The following is a 16,683-nucleotide window of genomic DNA, read 5'->3' on the forward strand; positions in this document are numbered from 1 at the left end:
TTCGTAAGTCCTTTTCTAGAGAGCGCGGGCTGCATGAGCTGCGCCTGCCACTGCGGCAGCCACATCGGCGGCGACATGAGGATCGAAGACGCTGGGGATAATGTAGCTCGCGTTGAGCTCATCGTCAGCTACCCGGTTGGCAATGGCGTCTGCGGCGGCCACCAGCATCTCCGGCGTGATGTCGCTCGCGCCGGCGTCGAGCAGCCCGCGGAAGAAGCCCGGGAAGGCCAGCACGTTGTTGATCTGGTTGGGGTAATCGCTGCGGCCCGTGGCCACCACGGCGGCGTGCTTGGCCGCGATGACAGGGTCGATCTCCGGCGTCGGGTTGGCCATGGCGAAGACGATCGCATTCTCGGCCATGGCGGCGACCTGCTCTTCGCCGATCACGTGCGGGGCGCTGACACCGATGAAGACGTCGGCACCGGCCATGGCTTCGTGCAGGGTTCCGGAGAAGCCTTCCTCATTGGTGTTTTCGGCAATCCAGGCGCGGTGCTCGTCGTCGTACTGCTCGCCCGAGTGGATGGCTCCGGAGCGGCCGGCGGCAACGATGTGCTGCGCGCCCTGGGCCTTGAGGAGCTGGATGATGGCCGAACCTGCAGCGCCGACGCCGGAGACGACAATGCGGACCTCGGGGAGCTTCTTGTCCACCACCCGCAAGGCGTTGTGGAGAGCTGCCAGGGTGACGATGGCCGTACCGTGCTGGTCGTCGTGGAAGACGGGGATGTCGAGTTCATCGCGCAGGCGCTTCTCAATTTCAAAGCAGCGCGGAGCTGCAATGTCCTCAAGGTTGATGCCGCCGTAGACCGGCGCCATGGCCTTGGCAATCATGATGATTTCCTCGGTGTCCTGGGTGTCCAGGCAGACCGGCCAGGCGTCAACGTTGGCGAACTGCTTGAACAGGGCGGCTTTGCCTTCCATGACGGGCAGGGCCGCGGCCGGGCCAATGTTGCCCAGGCCCAGGACGGCCGAACCGTCGGTGAGGACGGCGATGGTGTTGCGCTTGACGGTCAGGTTGCGGGCTGCTGCCGGGTCTTCGGCGATGGCGAGGCAGACGCGGGCGACGCCGGGGGTATAGGCACGGGAGAGGTCGTCGCGGTTGCGCAGGGCTACCTTGGGGACCACCTCGAGCTTGCCGCCGAGGTGCATGAGGAAGGTGCGGTCCGAGACGTGCTGGACCGTGACGCCGTCGAGCGCGTTCAGGGCGTCCTTGACGCGGGCGGCGTGGTCGTCGTCGGTGGTGTTGCAGGTGACGTCCACAACCAGGGTGTCGTGGTGGGATTCCGTGACGTCAAGCGCCGTGATGGCTGCGCCGGCTGCGCCGACGGCGGCAGCGAGTTCACTCGTGGCAGTGAAGCTCGACGGCGCCGCGACGCGCAGGGTGATCGAATTTCCGGGGCTCGGGTTCGCCATTGAATTTCCTCCTCGTGGGGTCCGTTTCCGGACCGCTTATGCAACCGAATGTTTTCGTATTATGGATATTATTATCTGCAAAGTGGAAATGCAACCCCTCGACGGTCATGTTTGGGGGCATCGCGTACGGCCCGGTGGTGCTGTATGTTGAGTGTTCTAAGCAACTCTTTTCACGATGTGGATAAGAGTTGTCAGAATCTGAGCCACAAGGAGACAACGGAATGGCTGAAAAAGCCTCCGGAGGCGTGCAGTCCGTCGAGCGCGTCTTCGAACTGCTGGAACTCATCACAGACGCCGGCGGAGACGTGACGCTCAGCGAGCTCTCCTCCTCCACGGACCTGCCCCTGCCCACCATCCACCGCCTGCTGCGCACTTTGGTCTCGCTTGGCTACATCCGCCAGCTGCCCAACCGCCGCTACGCACTGGGCCCCCGACTGATCCGGCTCGGCGAAGGCGCCAGCAAGCAGCTGGGAGCCGTAGCCCGCCCGCAGCTGAAGAACCTCGTGGAGCGCCTCGGCGAAACCTCCAACATGGCCGTGCTGGATTCGGACATGGTCATCTACGTGGCCCAGGTGCCCTCCATGCACTCCATGCGCATGTTCACCGAGGTGGGCCGCCGCGCCCATACGCACGACACCGGTGTCGGCAAGGCGATCCTGGCCCAGCTGGACGACGAGGTGGTGCGCGGCATCGTGTCGCGCACCGGCATGCCCACCCCCACGTCCAAGAGCATTGGCGACATCGATTCCCTTCTTGCGGATCTCAAGCTGATCCGTGAGCGCGGCTACTCCATCGACGAGGAAGAGCAGGAGCTCGGCGTGCGCTGCTTCGCGATGGCCGTGCCCAACGCGCCCACCCCTTCCGCCATTTCGGTCTCCGGCCCGATCACCCGTGTGGACCAGAGCTTCGCCGACCGTGCCGTGCCGCTGCTGCGCCAGGCCGCGATGGCGATCTCGGCGGAGCTCAACCAGAACTGAGTTTCCCTCTCCGCGAGGTGGCAGATGACGGCAGTGTTTGTTCAAAACACTGCCGTCATCTGCCATTTCGGCGTGCCTTTGGATGGGTGTGCCGCTTCAGCATGGAGTCCACAACGATCGGGTGAAGCGGCCGCACGACGCCAAAGTACAGTCGCCCGCGCCACCCCTTAAGCTCGACGGCGGTTGTCACCCTGAGGATCCGGTTCACCGGATCCACCCCGACGGCGATCGCGCAGTCCAGGTGCCGGTCACGGATGAAGATCAGGGCTTCTTCGCCCGACTGCTCGGTCACGGTGAACACGTCCCGCGGTGCACGCGGTATGCCGATCAGGGGTACCAGTGCCTGGCGCAACCGCATCGCTCCCGAGATCCATCGGGGCATCGATTCCATGGAGAAGAGGCGCTGCGCCCATTCCGCAGGGTCCGTGCTGGCACCAGCGGGGAGGGTGGCCAGGCAGACGTCGGCGTAGTCGGGCTCCGGGATCTCCCGAAGGGCGAGTGAACGGAAGCAGGGTGTCTGTTCGGTCATGGCTTGAGCCTACGGCGAGTGTCGCGCGGTGGTGAGTGCCGCCGTCGTACTATCTGCGCGAAATGACAGATGACGGCAGTGTTCACGTGGAACACTGCCGTCAACTGTCATTTGGACGGGGTTAGTGCTCCGCGGACGTCTTGAGCGGGACTTCCTTGCCCTCTGCGTCGATCAGCTTGCCGCCCTCGAAGTGGTCGCCGTCGGCGAGGCACTTCAGGTCAGCCTCTGTGACCACCCGGGCGGTGCCGGCCACAAACACTGACTGGTTGTCCGAGTTGCCGGCCTTGAGGTGGTTGAAGAGCAGATTCAGCAGGATGGCCATAACGGCGGCCGAACTGATGCCCGAGTGGAAGATCGTGGCGAACCACGTCGGGAACTGGTCGTAGAACTTCGGGGCCGCAATCGGGATCATGCCAAAGCCAATGGACGCCGCGACGATGACCAGGTTCATGTTGTTTTTGTACTCCACCTTGGCGAGCGTGCGGATGCCGCTGGCGGCCACCGTTCCAAAGAGTACGACGCCGGCGCCGCCCAGGACGGGGGTCGGAACCGCCGCGACCACACGGCCGAGGATGGGCAGCAAGCCCAGGATCACCAGGATGAGCCCGCCGGCGCTCACCACGAAGCGGCTCTTGATGCCTGTGATGGCTACGAGGCCGACGTTCTGGGCAAAGGCGCTCTGGGTGAAGGAGCCGAAGAGCGGCGAGATGGCACTGGAGAGCATGTCTGCGCGCAGGCCGTCGCCGATGCGGCGTGAGTCCACCTTGGTGTCCACGATCTCGCCGACGGCGATGATGTCCGCCGAGGTTTCGGTCAGAGTGACCAGAATGACGATCAGCATGGAGATGATGGCCGCGATCTCAAAGGTCGGGAGGCCAAAGGCGAACGGCGTGGGGAAGGCAACTACGTCGCCCTGGCCCACTTTGGAGAAGTCCGCCATGCCCGTGAACAGTGCAATCACGGTGCCGATCACCATGGCCAGCAGGATGGACAGGCGGGAGATGGCGGCATTACCCACCTTGCTCAGCAGCAGGACGATGCCCATGGTGGCCGCGGCGAGGCCGATGTTGGCCACGCTCCCGTAGTTCTCGGCCTTGGCGTTGCCGCCCATTGCCCAGTTGGCGGCGACCGGCATAAGGGTCAGGCCGATCGTGGTGATGACCGTGCCGGTGACCACGGGCGGGAAAAACTTGATGATTCTGGAGAAGAGCGGTGTGATGGCAAGGCCGATCAGGGACGCCACAATGACCGAGCCGAAGACGGCCTGGATACCGCCGCCGCCCTGCACGATCGCCACCATCGTGGACACACCGGCGAACGAGACGCCCTGCACCAGCGGCAGTTGCGATCCAAAGAACGGGATGCCCACGGTCTGCAGGATGGTGGCGAGGCCGCCGACAAACAGGCAGGCCGCGATGAGCAGGCCGATGTCCGTGGCGGACATGCCGGCCGCGGCTCCGATGATGAGCGGCGGGGCGATGATGCCGCCATACATGGTCAAAACGTGCTGGAAGCCGTACGCGAACGTGCTTCCGATCGAGAGGCGCTTGTCCTCGGGGCGGGCTTCCGCTGGGCGGGAATTCTTCTTGCTGTTCATGGCAGACTTTCTTGGTTCATGGCAGACGCCTTCGTCTGGCTAACAATGTCTGGCTAACAATTTGGAGCTTTGGGGCCGGTGGATTTCGACAAGCTCAATCACCGGAGACGGGCCCAACCGCCGGGGTTGGTCCGGTGGTCGAGCCCGTCGAGACCCGGTGGCAGATCAGCAGAAGCCGGCGATGCCGTTCCAGGCGGCGGGGGCCGTGCCTGAGTTTTCGCGCTGGACCGTGGCCTCGATCAGGCCGTAGGGGCGGTCCGCGGCGAAGAAGACCTCGTTGGGGTTGTCGAGCCCGAACGGGCTGAGGTCAACCAGGAAGTGGTGCTTGTTGGGCATCGAGAACTTGATCTCGTCCACTTCGCCGTGTGCTTCCAGGACCTTCTTGCCCATGTCGAACAGGGTCTGCTGCAGGGCGTGGGAGTAGTTCTCCGTGAAGCCCTCAAGCAGCAGGGCCTTGATGTCCTCGTAGCTCTTGTTGAAGTCCGTGGCCGTGTGGTCCAGGCCCGTGCTGTAGCGCCAGCGGGCGGAAACATCCGTGGCCAGGATGCGGTCCGTGGTCTCGGGCAGGGTGGTGTACTTGTCTCGCGGGTAGCCGACAAAGCCGGACTGGGTGGTCTTCAGGACGGTCAGGTCCTTGAGCCCGGAGATCAGGTGCGTGGTGTTGCCGTCCCGGACCACGACGGCGGTGCGGACTTCCTGCCCGTTCCGGACAAAGCTGTGGTCGTGTTCGGAGCCGTGCGCCTGGATGCGGTCCCAGGTGTAGGACTCGGCTTCCCAACGGCCGCCCGTAACCCAGTCGAAGCCCGACGTGAAGTGCTCGCTGAGGCGAAGCAGGAAGGCTTCGGGGGAGCCAACGCCCGCCCGGGCGAAGGCGTAAATGGTGTTCTTCTGGGTGTCCGTGGCGACGACGTGGGCGTTGTCGCCCTGGAGGTGCGCAGCCTCGAAATCGCCGCGCAGCTGCGAGGTGACGTTCAGGTCTTCGATCTGGTGGCGGTCGGTGTCGCGGGTGACTTTGACGACGCGGACTTCTGCCTTGCCGTATTGGTTGTCGCCGAGGACGATTTTGTTGCTCATGGTCATATCCCAACTTCTGCGAGGTGGAACCTTCAAGGTCCACCAACGAAATTAAGCGCGTGTTTCAAGCGCGTTTCTGGTGGAGCCGACCCAACAAAAAAGAGCCGGCATCCATTGATGCCAGCTCATTTACGACCCTGCCTGCTGCTCCCAGGTTACGTGACCTGGGCCACGAAGTGATAAAAGCGTAGCCCACTCCGGCCAGTGGTGTACATCACTTCCGGGGAATTGTTATGTACTTTCCGATTGTGACCGGCGGGGCGCGTGCCCCTGCTGCGGAGCTCTTGACGCCGATCCCAGGCGCCCCTAGAATTTCCACATAACAATAAAATTTTTCCGAAGTGCGGAAAAGCTAAGCAGCAAGAACGAGGAGGAACAGATGGACTCGAAGGATAAGAACAACGTCGTGGATTTCCCGGCCCCCGGCCAGGAGCTGTACCTGCCGTTCGGCGCCACGGATCCCGACTTCTACATTCCGGCCGACTGTGACCGTGCAGGCGGGTTCTCCCGCTGGATGCGCGCGCTCCCGGTATTCGGCCGGCAGCGTCCCTAAGAGTCCTGCCTCGAAGGGACGCCGGACTCTGCGCAACAGAGCCAACGGGCGGGTGGCACCTGGGGAGGTGCCGCCCGCTTTTGCGTGCCTAGCCGTTCACGAGCCTCCGTGCCTGCGCCGATTCGATGGTTCCCTGCGCACTCGATGGTTCGAACCGTCGTGTGCGCAGGGAACCGTCGATCCGGTGTTATCCACATAGGACGAACTCCGGCTGTCGTCGGCTGGTGGTGCCGTCCGAGGCTTGACCCATGACGAACAACGCGCAGTTGACGATGACGCCGGCTGGCATGCTGCCCACCGGAATGGACCTGTGGCGGACCGGCGAGCTGCAGGAATCCGGGCTCAATGCCCGCAAAGTATCGGCTTTGGTGCGGGCCGGCGACTTGGTCAGGCTCCGCCGAGGTTGTTACATCCGCGGCAGCACATGGGCGGCCCAAAAGCCCTGGGTGCGCAGCCGGCAACTGATCGCCGCGCACGCCCACGGAACGCTCACGACGTCGGGCGGCGGCTTCGTCTACAGCCACACCTCGGCTGCCCGCCTTCACCGGCTGTTCCTGTGGGGCGTTGACGATTGTGTGCACGTCACCCAGGAGTCGGCTCCTTCGCGCACTTCCCATGGCCGCGACGTAGTTGCCCATACCAGGGCGCTGCAGATGGCGGACATTGTCTTCGTGGACGGCATGCCCTGCACCTCGCTGGAGCGCACCGTGGTGGATTGCTGCCTCATGCTGACCTACAGGCAGGCCTTGGTGTTGATTGATCATGCCCTCAGGATGGGCGCTGACCTGGAGAAAATCCGTCGGACGAGTGCTTCGTTGGCGGGACGCAATGGCGTACGGACGTTGCGTCGAGCCATTGAGAACGCCGACGCGCGGTCGGAGTCACCGGGCGAGACGTTGACGCGGGAGTTGATTCACCGGCTCTGCATTGAACCGCCCGAGCTCCAGGTGGTCGCATGGTCGCCGGAAGGCCAGTACCGGCTGGACTTCGCTTGGCGGGAGAAGAAGGTGGCACTGGAATTCGACGGCAAGGTGAAGTACTTCGACTACCAGCCCACCGATGAGGTCATCTACAAGGAGCGGCAACGCGAAAAGGCGCTGACCGAGGAGGGGTGGACGTTCATCCGGATCAAGTGGCAAGACCTGTTCCAGGAGCACGAGTTCAAGATGCGCGTCCTTCGGGCCCTCCGAAATGCAAGTTAGCCGGCACCATTTCGATGGTTCCCTGCGCACCCGATGGTTCGAACCATCGAGGCGGCAGGGAACCATCGAAACGGTCGGCAAAGAGCTACCCCGCCACGAGCTTTCGCGCGGCTGCCGAGTGTTCCGCGATGAGCCCGGCGACGTCCAGGCCCACGATGGCCCCGTCCACCACGCGCCATTCGCCGCCCACCATCACCCGGTCCGCGCGGTCGGCGCCGCACAGCAACAGTGCCGCAATGGGGTCGTGGCTGCCGGAGAACCGCAGGTCATCGAGGCGGAAGAGTGCCAGGTCGGCCTGCATCCCCGGCGCCAGTTGACCAATATCGGAGCGCCCCAGCACGGCTGCCGAGCCCCGCGTCGCCCAGCCGAGAGCGCGCTCCACCGGCACGTCCGCGCCATAGCGCAGCCGCTGCAGGTACAGCGCTTGCCGAGCTTCCAGAATCATGTTGGAGGCATCGTTCGACGCCGATCCGTCCACTCCCAGCCCCACCGGGACCCCGGCTGCCTCGAGTTCCAGCACACGTGCGGTGCCTGACGCGAGCCGCATGTTCGACGTCGGGCAGTGCGCGACGGCGGTGCCCGCGGCGCCCAGCCGGGCGATCTCGTCGTCGTTGAAGTGGATGCCGTGGCCCAGCCAGGTGCGGTTGCCCAGCCAGCCGACGCTCTCCAGATAGTCCACGGTGCGCAGGCCAAACATCGAGAGGCAGAAGTCTTCCTCGTCGATGGTTTCGGCGAGGTGCGTGTGCAGCCGGACGTCCAGCCGTTCGGCCATGGCTGCGCTCTCCGCCATGATTTCCTTGGTCACCGAGAATGGCGAACACGGTGCCAGCGCAATCTGGATGATGGCGCCGTCGCCGCGCTCGTGGTATCGGGAGATGAGGCGTTCGCTGTCCGCCAGGATGACCTCCGGCCGCTGCACGGTGGACTGTGGCGGCAGGCCGCCGTCGTCCGTTCCCAACGTCATGGAGCCGCGCGTGAGCGTGGCCCGCATGCCCAATTCGCGTACGACGCCGACCTCCACGTCGATTGCGTCCTCGAGTCCCGCGGGGAACAGGTAGTGGTGGTCGGCTGCCGTGGTGCAGCCGGAGAGCAGCAACTCGGCCAGGGCCACCTTCACCGCGAGTTCCAGGCTGTCCGGAGTCAGGCGCGCCCAGACCGGGTAGAGATTCTGCAGCCACGGGAACAGCGGGGCGTTGGCCACGGGCCCCCAGGCGCGGGTAAGGGTTTGGTAGAAGTGGTGGTGCGTGTTGATCAGGCCCGGCATCAGGACATACGCGGAGGCGTCGAACACGGCGGAACAGGGTGCGGACGGCTGCCCGCAAGCCGGAACCAGCTCGGCGATGATGCCTCCGCTGACCACGATGCCGCCACCGGCGTCGAGCTGGTTGGCCGTGAAAGCGGCGAGCGGGTTCTTGATCCAGAGCCTGGACGGGGATGGAGTGTGGGCCATGAGGTTTCCTCTTCTGGTCGGCAACAAACGCGTTCCAGCTCAGTTAGGCCCTGTCTGCTGATCCAGGATGCCGGCCTGCTCACTGGCGGCCGGTGGGATTCAGCGTAGGACGCACGCGGAAGCGCGTCAATGTGACCCGCCTGAAGCCTGAATTTCACATCACGAAATTAAGTTTCCAGAAACTATGGCGCTGATCACAGGTCCGGTGCTAATCTCGATCTTGCCAAAGGCGGGCACCCGGACTCCGGGAAGCTATCTACCAGGCGAACCTTCAAAAAGCACATGCTGAAGCCTGGTAGCCGTATCACTGGCGCGTCCCCGTCTCAGGGTTACTGGGCTTCCTTGCCACTAAGGAAGTCGCATAATGAGCACCACCGTCACGGCCGAACATTTCCTGGCCACATCCATAAACCTGGCAACAGCCAACGTCCTGAACAGCGGCGGCCCGTTCGGCGCCGTCATTGTCACCGCGGATGGCCTCGCCTTCGAAGGCGTCAACCGGGTCACCGCCACGAACGATCCCACGGCCCACGCCGAGGTCACTGCCATCCGCAATGCCTGCCGCGAACTCGGCACGTTCGATCTCAGCGGAGCCACCCTCTTCACCAGCTGCGAGCCCTGCCCCATGTGCCTGGCCTCGGCCCTGTGGGCCCGGATCGGCAACGTGGTCTTCGCCGCAGACCGGCACGACGCCGCCTCCGTGGGCTTCGACGACGCCGTCTTCTACGAGTACTTCGAGAACGAGGACCGGAATGCATTGATGCCGGTCGCCAAGCTGGAACTGGGCGACCCCCAGGCTCCCGCCATCCTGGAACCGTTCAACACCTGGAACACGCTCGATTCCAGGATTGACTACTAGGATCCGGTGGCTGACATGACAATCCTGGACAATTCCGCTGAAAAGCAGGCTGCGCCCGCAGGCGCAGAGCAGACAGCGGCACCCCGCCCCCCGGCGTCGAAATCCTTCCTGGATAGTTTCTTCCAGATCACCAAGCGTGGCTCCACGCTGGCGCGCGAATTCCGCGGCGGCATTGTCACGTTCTTCACGATGGCCTACATCGTGATCCTCAACCCGCTGATCCTGGGCGGTTTCTCGGCCGAGAACGCCCCCACGGACGTCGCCGGCGGCTGGCTCTCGGCAGCGCAGGTGGGGGCCGTTACCGGGCTCACCGCCGGCGTTATGACCATCGTGTTCGGCCTCGTCGCCAACCTGCCGTTCGGGCTCGCAGCGGGCCTGGGCATCAACTCGTTCCTGGCAGTGGCCGTCATCCAGGACGTCACCTGGCCCGAAGCCATGGGCCTGGTGGTCATCAACGGTGTCCTGATCGTCATCTTCGGCGCCACGGGTGCCCGGACGGCGATCTTCAAGGCAGTCCCCAAGGAACTCAAGGCTGCCATCACCGTCGGCATTGGCCTGTTTATCGCCTTCATCGGCTTTGTGGATTCCGGCTTCGTCCGCCCCACCAAAGGCGGCCCGCCGGTCCAGCTCGGCAACGACGGCTCCATCACCTCCATCCCCACCCTCGTCTTTATCGTCGGTCTGTTGGTCATGGGAATCCTCGTGGCCCGCAAGATCCAGGGCGGCCTCCTGATCGGAATCGTCGCCACCACAGCCCTCGCCGCCGTCGTCGAGGCCGCCATGCATATCGGTCCCGGCAGCGCCGACAACCCCGGCGGCTGGCACCTCAACGTGCCCGTGCTCGCCGGCCAGCTGGTCTCCGCCCCGGACTTCAGCCTGGTGGGCCAGTTCGATCTCTTCGGCTCGTTTTCAAGGATCGGCGGCCTCGCGGCAACCATGCTGGTGTTCACCCTGGTGTTCACCAACTTCTTCGACGCCATGGGCACCATGACCGGCCTCGCCAAGAGCGCCGGAGTGGCGCACAAGGACGGCACGTTCCCCAGGCTGAAGTCGGCCTTCATCGTCGAAGGCCTCGGCGCAGTGGCCGGTGGCGCGACGTCCGGGTCATCGAACACCGTGTACATCGACTCCGCCGCGGGAATCGGCGAAGGTGCCCGCACCGGCCTGGCCTCCGTGGTCACCGGCGTGCTGTTCCTGGGCTCGATGTTCTTTACGCCGCTGACCTCGGTGGTGCCGCTCGAAGTGGCGGCTGCCGCCCTGGTGGTAGTGGGCGCCATGATGATGGCACAGATCCGCGAGATCAAGTTCAGCAAGTTCTCGATCGCACTGCCGGCCTTCCTGACCATCATCACCATGCCGCTGACCTACTCGATCGCCAACGGCATCGGCGTCGGATTCATCTCCTTCGCGGTCATCAGTGCGGCGTCCGGCCGGGCCAGGAAGGTCCATCCGCTCATGTGGGTGGTCACCGCGGGCTTCATCATCTACTTCGCCCGGGGACCCATCAACGCCCTGCTGGGCGCGTAGGCCCCGGCGTAACCGCCCATTCGGGCGCCTCAAACGGCGGTCCATCCGCACCCACCGCATCGAGTAGGCGTCCGCCGCCGTGGTCCGCAGCACCGGGACCCACGACGGCGGGCGGCGGTGGAGTGCGGCTGCGCCGTCACGGACCGGGGCGGGATTAGAGGCCCCGCCCCGGTCCCCTCAAACAACTCCCCTGACTTTCCCTCTACACCAGCAAGGAATGAGATTATGAGGCAAGACCGCGCTCTGTTCCGGACAGGCTTCCCGTCCGGAACCCCAGTGGTAAAGGACGTGTTGCCATGCTGGACCTAATACCTTCACTGGGAGGCTGGCGGCCCGCGGTCTCCGGCCAGCGCTGCGCCGTCGCCACCATCGTGGGCGCCGGCGGCTCCGTGCCCCGGCCGCTCGGCACGTCCATGCTTGTGTCGGAACACGGGGACATCCTGGGTAGCCTCTCCGGCGGCTGCGTGGAAGGCGCCGTGGTGGACGCCGCCCTTGCGGCCATGCGCGACGGCGGCAGCCGCCTTGAGTCGTTCGGCTACAGTGCCGAGGACGCGTTCGCCGTCGGACTCTCCTGTGGAGGAGAGCTGGAAGTCCACATCCAGCCGCTCGGGTCATCGCTGGAGGCCATGGACTTCGCCATGCTGAACAACCTGGCGGGCCGTCACTCCACCGCTGCCCTGGCAGTCATCCGCCGGCTCGACGCGGGCGGAGGCGTGGTGGTCGTCGATGATCCTGTGAGGTTCCGCGCCATGGAGTCGCCGGAACTCGCCATGCTGGTGGGCGACCATCCCGCTACTGTTTTTGCGGCGGCAGCCCAACTCGAACCGCTGCTCCAAGGCGGCCGCGCGGGCCTTATCCGGCTTGCACCTCCCGCCGGCTGCACCGGCGGCTCGGAGGAAACACAGCCCGAACCCATCACGCTGTTCGTGGAAAGCCGGCTCCCCGCCGCGCGCATGCTCATTTTTGGCGCCAACGACTTCGGCGCCGCGCTGCTCCCGGCCGGGAACCTCCTCGGCTACGACGTCACGCTCTGCGACGCCCGCCCCGCGTTCTCCCGGCAAAGCCGCTTCCTCGCCGCCAACCAGGTGGTCACTGACTGGCCGCACCGCTACCTTGCCGCAGAAGCAGCCGCAGGACGCGTGGACGGCCGCACCGTGGTGTGCGTGCTGACCCACGACCCCAAGTTCGACATCCCGCTGCTGGAAACCGCGCTCGGCCTGGGCCTCGCCTATGTGGGCGCCATGGGTTCGCGGCGCAGCCACCGCCAGCGCATCGACGCGCTGCTCGCGGACGGCACGCCGGCGGAAGCGCTGGAGCGGCTCCATTCGCCCATCGGCCTGGATCTGGGCGCGGTCACCCCGGCCGAAGTCGCGGTGTCCATTACGGCCGAGATCATCGCCTCCCGTGGCCGGGCCGGACGAGGCAGCACCACGCCGGCGCCGCTCAAGGCATCCTCGCTCAAGGACGGCTCCGGCCCCATCCACCACCCCACATCAGAACCCCGCTCCACCCACGAAGCCCGCCAGGAGAACCCATGGACATGAACACCATCGAGGCCGTCGTGCCCACGACGGACCCCTCCGAATGGCGCGACGGCGATGCCTGGCTGGCCGGCGGCACGGTTCTGTTCTCCTACGGGAGTACCGTCCTGAAGCGGCTGCTGGACCTTGGCGAAGCGGGTTGGCCGGCCGTGACCGTGAGCAACGCCGGGATCGAACTGGCCGCCACATGCACCGTCGCGGAGCTCTACGCCCTGCCGGGTTCGGACGAAGTTGCCGGCAGGGAGTGGCCGGGCCTGGACTTGTTCCGTCCATGCTGCGACTCCTTCGTGGCATCCTTCAAGGTCTGGAACATGTCCACCGTGGGCGGCAACCTGTGCACCTCGCTCCCGGCCGGGCCCATGATCTCGCTCTGCGCAGGACTGGACGCCACCGCCACCATCCTCGGCCCCGGCGGCAGCAGCCGCACCGTCCCGGTGGCCATGTTCATCACCGGGGACGGGCAAAACAGCCTGGCACCCGGGGAGCTCTTGCGCAGCATCCACCTGCCGGCGTCGGCGTTGTCGTCAAAGGTGGCCTTCCGGCGGCTTTCGCTCAGCAACCTCGGCCGGTCCGGGGTGCTGCTGATCGGCCGGCGGGACGCCGACGGCGGCCTGGTCCTCACCGTCACCGCCGCCACCAAACGCCCCGTGCAGCTGCGGTTCACCGCTGCCAAGATGGCTGGCCCCGCGGCACTGGCGGCCGCCGTCGGGAAGGCCATTCCCGCGGAGCTGTACCACGACGACATCCACGGGCTGCCCGAATGGCGCCGGGACATGACCCTCCGGCTTGCCGAGGAGATCCGTGCGGAACTGCTGGAGGAACGGCTCACCGTGTCGGGCGATTTCTGGGCCGGCCAACCGCACGCCACGTCGCCGCAGCCGAGCGCGCAACCCGAAACAGCACAGAACAAGCAGCAGAAGGAGGCCTGAGCATGGCAATCGAAATCAACGGCACCGCCACCCCGGCCACACCCCGCCCCGGCCAGTGCCTGCGCACGTTCCTGCGCGAACAGGGCAATTTCGGGGTCAAGAAAGGCTGCGACGGCGGCGACTGCGGTGCCTGCACCGTGCACGTGGACGGCACCCCCGTGCACAGCTGCATCTACCCGGCCGTCCGCGCGGAGGGCAAGGCCGTCACCACCATCGAAGGACTCGCCCAGGGCGGTGCGCTGCACCCCGTGCAGGAGCAGTTCTTGGCCGAACAGGGCTTCCAGTGCGGCTTCTGCACCGCCGGCATGATGATGACCGCAGCCACCTTCGACGACGAACAGAAGGCCAACCTGCCCCGCAGCCTCAAAGGCAACCTCTGCCGCTGCACCGGCTACCGTTCCATCGCGGACGCAGTGTGCGGGACCCGAGACAAGCACAATCACGACGGCGGCGCGGCAAGTGGCGCGGCCCGTCCGGCTTCCGCAGTCGGCACCACCACCGCCAGCACCTCGGCATCCCGGGCCGGGCAGCTCGGCGACAACGTGCCCGCCCCGGCGGGGCTCGCCGTCGTCACCGGCACCGCCCGCTACACCCTGGATGTCCCGGCTGACGAGCTCCAGGGCCTGCTGCACCTGAAGCTGCTGCGCTCACCCCACGCGCACGCCCGGATTGTCTTCATCGACCGGGCGGCCGCGCTCCAGGTGCCCGGCGTCGTCGCGGTCTTCACCCACGAGGACGCCCCGGCCCAGCACTTCTCCACCGCCCAGCACGAGCTCTACACGGACGATCCCGACGACACCCGCGTCCTCGATGACGTGGTGCGGTTCATCGGCCAGCGTGTGGCCGCGGTCGTGGCCGAATCCGTGAGTGCCGCCGAGGCCGGGGCCCGCGCCCTGCTGGTGGAATACGAGCTGCTGGACACCGTCTTCAGCCCGCAGGACGCCATGCTCCCCGGCGCCCCGGCACTGCACGGGGACAAGGACGCCGTGAAGGCCCGGATCTCGCGGCCGCGGCAGAACGTCGTGGCCGAGCTGCACTCGGAGCTGGGCAGTGTGGCGGACGGTTTCGCCGCTGCCGACTTCATCCATGAGCACACGTACAGGACTCAGCGCGTGCAGCACGTCGCCCTGGAAACGCACTCCTCCATCGCCTGGCTCGACGAGGAAGACCGCCTCGTGGTCCGGACCTCCAGCCAGGTCCCGTTCCTGGTCCGGCGCACGCTGGGCCGGGTGTTCGACCTGCCAGAGGAGCGCATCCGCGTGGTGGCCGGCCGCGTGGGCGGCGGCTTCGGCGGCAAGCAGGAAGCGCTCACCGAGGACCTCGTAGCCCTCGCCACGCTCACGCTGCGCCGGCCCGTGCAGGTGGAGTTCACCCGCACGGAGCAGTTCACCGCCACCACCACGCGGCACCCCTTCACCATCAAACTCAAGGCCGGCGCCAGCAAGGACGGTCTCCTCACCGCGCTGCAGCTGGACGTGGTCACCAACACCGGCGCCTACGGCAACCACGCCCCCGGTGTGATGTTCCACGGCTGCGGCGAATCGCTGGCCGTGTACAAGTGCGCCAACAAGAAAGTGGACGCGCATGCCGTCTACACCAACACCGTGCCAGCCGGGGCCTTCCGCGGCTACGGGCTGAGCCAGATGATCTTCGCGATCGAGTCGGCCATCGATGAGCTGGCTGTCGGCATCGGGATGGATCCGATGGAATTCCGGCGCCGGAACATGGTGCGCGAAGGCGATGACATGCTCTCCACCAACCCCGAGCCTGAGGAGGACGTCCACTACGGCAGCTACGGCCTGGACCAGTGCATCTCCCTGGTGCGTGATGCCCTGGACCGCGGCAAGCAGCGCTACCGCGACGCCGGGCTCGACGACCTCGGCCAGGACTGGGTCACCGGCGAAGGTTCCGCGCTGTCCATGATCGACACCGTCCCGCCCCGCGGCCACTTCGCCCACACCCGCGTGAGCCTGCTCCCGGACGGCACGTTCGCGGCCGACGTCGGGACCGCAGAATTCGGCAACGGCACCACCACGGTGCACGCGCAGCTGGCCGCGACGGCACTCGCCACCACGGCGGGCAAGGTGGCCGTGCGGCAGTCCGATACCGACCTGGTGGAGCACGACACCGGTGCGTTCGGTTCGGCCGGGACGGTGGTGGCCGGCAAGGCCACCCTGATGGCGGCTACCGAGCTGGCCTCCCGGATCGTCACCGTCGCCGCGGCGCTGACCGGCGTGCCGGAGACCGAGTGCGTGCTCGACGACGGCGGCGTGGACTGTGCCGGACGGCGGGTTCTGCTCGCGGACATCCACGACGCCGCGCGGGACCAGGCCGTACAGCTCGCCGTCGAGGGCAACTGGGACGGGACGCCGCGATCGGTGGCGTTCAACGTGCACGGGTTCCGGGTGGCGGTCAACACCGGCACGGGGGAGCTGCGGATTCTGCAGAGTGTGCAGGCAGCCGACGCCGGCGTGGTGGTGAATCCGCGGCAGTGCCGCGGCCAGATCGAGGGCGGCATTGCGCAGGCGCTGGGCGCTGCACTGTATGAGGAGGTCCGGGTGGACGACGCCGGCCGGGTCACCACGGACATCCTGCGGCAGTACCACATCCCGTCCTTCGCGGACGTGCCGCGAAGCGAGGTCTACTTCGCTTCCACCAACGACCAGGTGGGCCCGCTCGGGGCGAAGTCCATGAGCGAAAGCCCGTTCAACCCGGTGGCCCCGGCCTTGGCCAATGCCATCCGGAATGCCACCGGGGTCCGGTTCGCGGAGCTGCCGATCGGTCGGGACAAGATCTACCTGGGTCTGAAGAAAGGAGGTCCAGTCCTCACCCGCTAGGACCAACGCGGGGTCAGATACGGCCCATGAAGCGGGGTTAATTGGGCCGTATCTGACCCCGCGTTGCTGTTGAAGCAACCGTTTGTGACCGGCCGTGATCCGGCGACCCCTTGACTGATGCGTGACCCAGGTCATACCGTTATTTCACTACTCGATACCCATCTTCCGCATTGTGGAAATTGCAATGACGCTCCTGCC

At 66.0% G+C, this 16,683-nt stretch carries 13 protein-coding genes; 8 read left to right on the forward strand and 5 right to left on the reverse strand.

The window, feature by feature from the left end:
* Positions 1-15: 15 nt before the first annotated feature.
* Positions 16-1,410, reverse strand: coding sequence for an NAD-dependent malic enzyme (locus tag ACVWY0_RS09120; RefSeq protein WP_485836413.1), 1,395 nt, complete (start codon positions 1,408-1,410; stop codon positions 16-18).
* 221 nt (positions 1,411-1,631) lie between these two features.
* Between ACVWY0_RS09120 and ACVWY0_RS09125 the strand changes: the two genes are divergently transcribed.
* Positions 1,632-2,387, forward strand: a complete 756-nt coding sequence (locus ACVWY0_RS09125) for an IclR family transcriptional regulator (RefSeq protein WP_485836414.1) — start codon at positions 1,632-1,634, stop codon at positions 2,385-2,387.
* 55 nt (positions 2,388-2,442) lie between these two features.
* On the opposite strand, the gene ACVWY0_RS09130 is transcribed toward ACVWY0_RS09125, so the two are convergent.
* From ACVWY0_RS09130 to pucL, 3 genes are all read right to left on the reverse strand, one after another.
* The gene (locus ACVWY0_RS09130) at positions 2,443-2,916 is read right to left on the reverse strand and encodes a DUF2867 domain-containing protein (RefSeq protein WP_485836415.1); all 474 of its coding nucleotides are present in this window, start codon (positions 2,914-2,916) and stop codon (positions 2,443-2,445) included.
* Between the two features lie 121 nt (positions 2,917-3,037).
* Positions 3,038-4,513: a nucleobase:cation symporter-2 family protein gene (locus ACVWY0_RS09135; RefSeq protein WP_485836416.1), complete on the reverse strand. Its 1,476-nt coding sequence runs from the start codon at positions 4,511-4,513 to the stop codon at positions 3,038-3,040.
* A 165-nt stretch (positions 4,514-4,678) separates the two neighbouring features.
* Positions 4,679-5,593 (reverse strand): factor-independent urate hydroxylase, encoded by a 915-nt coding sequence (pucL, locus tag ACVWY0_RS09140; RefSeq protein WP_485836417.1) that lies wholly within the window; start codon positions 5,591-5,593, stop codon positions 4,679-4,681.
* Between the two features lie 373 nt (positions 5,594-5,966).
* On the opposite strand from pucL, the gene ACVWY0_RS09145 reads away from it, so the two are divergent.
* Complete coding sequence (locus ACVWY0_RS09145; RefSeq protein ID WP_167349832.1) at positions 5,967-6,140, forward strand: hypothetical protein; 174 nt, start codon at positions 5,967-5,969, stop codon at positions 6,138-6,140.
* A gap of 248 nt (positions 6,141-6,388) precedes the next feature.
* Entirely contained in the window at positions 6,389-7,342 is a 954-nt protein-coding gene (locus tag ACVWY0_RS09150; RefSeq protein ID WP_485836418.1) for a type IV toxin-antitoxin system AbiEi family antitoxin domain-containing protein, read from the forward strand.
* Positions 7,343-7,427: 85 nt separating this feature from the next.
* On the opposite strand, the gene ACVWY0_RS09155 is transcribed toward ACVWY0_RS09150, so the two are convergent.
* A complete protein-coding gene (locus ACVWY0_RS09155; RefSeq protein ID WP_485836419.1) occupies positions 7,428-8,792 on the reverse strand; it encodes an 8-oxoguanine deaminase in 1,365 nt (454 codons plus the stop codon).
* Between the two features lie 364 nt (positions 8,793-9,156).
* Between ACVWY0_RS09155 and ACVWY0_RS09160 the strand changes: the two genes are divergently transcribed.
* The 5 genes from ACVWY0_RS09160 (at position 9,157) to ACVWY0_RS09180 (ending at position 16,485) form a co-directional block, all read left to right on the forward strand.
* Positions 9,157-9,651, forward strand: a complete 495-nt coding sequence (locus ACVWY0_RS09160; protein WP_485836420.1) for a nucleoside deaminase — start codon at positions 9,157-9,159, stop codon at positions 9,649-9,651.
* A gap of 15 nt (positions 9,652-9,666) precedes the next feature.
* Complete coding sequence (locus ACVWY0_RS09165; protein ID WP_485836506.1) at positions 9,667-11,178, forward strand: NCS2 family permease; 1,512 nt, start codon at positions 9,667-9,669, stop codon at positions 11,176-11,178.
* A gap of 296 nt (positions 11,179-11,474) precedes the next feature.
* The gene (locus tag ACVWY0_RS09170) at positions 11,475-12,722 is read left to right on the forward strand and encodes an XdhC family protein (RefSeq protein ID WP_485836421.1); all 1,248 of its coding nucleotides are present in this window, start codon (positions 11,475-11,477) and stop codon (positions 12,720-12,722) included.
* Positions 12,713-13,648: an FAD binding domain-containing protein gene (locus ACVWY0_RS09175; protein WP_485836422.1), complete on the forward strand. Its 936-nt coding sequence runs from the start codon at positions 12,713-12,715 to the stop codon at positions 13,646-13,648. Before ACVWY0_RS09170 ends, ACVWY0_RS09175 begins: the two co-directional genes overlap by 10 nt.
* Positions 13,649-13,650: 2 nt before the next feature.
* A complete protein-coding gene (locus tag ACVWY0_RS09180; RefSeq protein ID WP_485836423.1) occupies positions 13,651-16,485 on the forward strand; it encodes a molybdopterin-dependent oxidoreductase in 2,835 nt (944 codons plus the stop codon).
* Positions 16,486-16,683 lie beyond the last annotated feature (198 nt).

It is taken from the genome of Arthrobacter sp. UYNi723, from assembly GCF_054057635.1.

What these genes read in the sequence shown, in the direction of transcription:
- ACVWY0_RS09165 (WP_485836506.1), top strand. Translation starts at nt 9,667, where the DNA reads ATGACAATCCTGGACAATTCCGCTGAAAAGCAGGCTGCGCCCGCAGGC.
- ACVWY0_RS09135 (WP_485836416.1), bottom strand. Translation starts at nt 4,513, where the DNA reads ATGAACAGCAAGAAGAATTCCCGCCCAGCGGAAGCCCGCCCCGAGGAC.
- ACVWY0_RS09180 (WP_485836423.1), top strand. Translation starts at nt 13,651, where the DNA reads ATGGCAATCGAAATCAACGGCACCGCCACCCCGGCCACACCCCGCCCC.
- ACVWY0_RS09175 (WP_485836422.1), top strand. Translation starts at nt 12,713, where the DNA reads ATGGACATGAACACCATCGAGGCCGTCGTGCCCACGACGGACCCCTCC.
- ACVWY0_RS09120 (WP_485836413.1), bottom strand. Translation starts at nt 1,410, where the DNA reads ATGGCGAACCCGAGCCCCGGAAATTCGATCACCCTGCGCGTCGCGGCG.
- ACVWY0_RS09155 (WP_485836419.1), bottom strand. Translation starts at nt 8,792, where the DNA reads ATGGCCCACACTCCATCCCCGTCCAGGCTCTGGATCAAGAACCCGCTC.
- ACVWY0_RS09130 (WP_485836415.1), bottom strand. Translation starts at nt 2,916, where the DNA reads ATGACCGAACAGACACCCTGCTTCCGTTCACTCGCCCTTCGGGAGATC.
- ACVWY0_RS09160 (WP_485836420.1), top strand. Translation starts at nt 9,157, where the DNA reads ATGAGCACCACCGTCACGGCCGAACATTTCCTGGCCACATCCATAAAC.
- ACVWY0_RS09125 (WP_485836414.1), top strand. Translation starts at nt 1,632, where the DNA reads ATGGCTGAAAAAGCCTCCGGAGGCGTGCAGTCCGTCGAGCGCGTCTTC.
- ACVWY0_RS09145 (WP_167349832.1), top strand. Translation starts at nt 5,967, where the DNA reads ATGGACTCGAAGGATAAGAACAACGTCGTGGATTTCCCGGCCCCCGGC.
- ACVWY0_RS09150 (WP_485836418.1), top strand. Translation starts at nt 6,389, where the DNA reads ATGACGAACAACGCGCAGTTGACGATGACGCCGGCTGGCATGCTGCCC.
- ACVWY0_RS09170 (WP_485836421.1), top strand. Translation starts at nt 11,475, where the DNA reads ATGCTGGACCTAATACCTTCACTGGGAGGCTGGCGGCCCGCGGTCTCC.
- pucL (WP_485836417.1), bottom strand. Translation starts at nt 5,593, where the DNA reads ATGACCATGAGCAACAAAATCGTCCTCGGCGACAACCAATACGGCAAG.